Origin of the sequence: Pseudomonas sp. NBRC 111143 (assembly GCF_001320965.1) — a bacterium.
Lineage (GTDB): Bacteria > Pseudomonadota > Gammaproteobacteria > Pseudomonadales > Pseudomonadaceae > Aquipseudomonas > Aquipseudomonas machongensis.
The window spans coordinates 1-1,299 of the sequence record NZ_BCBT01000116.1 but is presented as its reverse complement, the minus strand read 5'-3'; the positions used below and the strand labels follow the sequence as shown (position 1 = coordinate 1,299).

At 58.2% G+C, this 1,299-nt stretch carries 1 protein-coding gene; it reads right to left on the bottom strand.

From position 1 onward, the window contains the following. A partial coding sequence (locus APH44_RS28800) for an immunoglobulin-like domain-containing protein (RefSeq protein ID WP_371264446.1) occupies positions 1–1,299 on the bottom strand: 1,299 nt, incomplete at both ends.

The window sequence follows — 1,299 nt, the reverse complement described above, 5'->3', positions numbered from 1 at the left end:
GCCGGAACGGTAACTTTTGTGCCGTCCGAGAGCGTGAAGACCAGACCATTGTGGCCTTTGACGTCTAGGCCCTGGGCGTTGGTCAGGGTAACGGTGTAAGTGATCTCGCCGCCTTCGCTGACAGTGGTTTTGTCGGCGGTGAGGGTCGCGACGACTTCACTTTCAGTGTCAGCGATCTGAACAGTGGCCGAGCCGCCGAGCTCCAGGTTTTCGAAAGTCTTGCCTGGTACGGAAGCGTCGGAAATACCAACGGTCAGGGAGCCCGAGTCTTTGAAGACGTCATCGCCCTGAGCAGGAGCCTTGTACTCGACTTGGGTCTGGCCCGCAGCGATGGTGACCTTGTCGCCGTTGCTCAGGGTAACGGTCAGCGGACGATCCAGTGGCTGATTCACTTTGACGGTGAAGCTTGGCTGCTGGTCTTCGGTAACATTGCCATTGCTGACGATGGTGACGGAAACCTTGTCACCCTCGTTGCCAGTACCCGGAGTGCCAGAGCCTGGCTCATCGGTGACATCGGTTTTCACTTCGCCCTGACCCAAGGTCAGTTTTTCGAAGTTATCGGCGCCAGTGACACCTTCCAGCTTGTTGACGATTGCTGGCTGGCCGCCGACGTACACGTCATCAGGGGCGTGGATGGTGATGGTCCCGGTGGCGCTGCCGGCTGGAACGGTAACTTTTGTGCCGTCGCTGAGCGTGAAGACCAGGCCGTTATGGCCAGTAACCGACAGACCTTGGGCGTTGGTCAGGGTGACGGTGTAGGTGATCTCGCCGCCTTCGGACACAGTGGTTTTATCGGCTGTCAGGGTCGCGACGACTTCACTTTCAGTGTCAGCGATCTGCACGGTGGCCGAGTCACCGAGCTCCAGGTTCTCGAAGGTCTTACCTGGAACACTGGCGTCGCTGATACCAACGGTGAGCGAACCAGAATCCTTGAAGACGTCATCGCCCTGGGCTGGCGCCTTGTACTCGACCTGAGTCTGGCCCGCAGCGATGGTGACTTTGTCGCCATTGCTCAGGGTGACAGTCAGCGGACGATCTAGCGGCTGGTTCACTTTGACAGTGAACGACGGCTGCTGATCTTCAGTGACATTGCCGTTGCTGACGATGGTGACGGAAACCTTGTCACCCTCGTTGCCAGTACCCGGAGTGCCAGTGCCTGGCTCATCGGTGACATCGGTTTTCACTTCGCCCTGACCCAAGGTCAGTTTTTCGAAGTTATCGGCACCAGTGACGGACTCCAGCTTGTTGACGATCGATGGCTGACCGCCAACGTAGACGTCGTCCGGCGCATGGATGGTT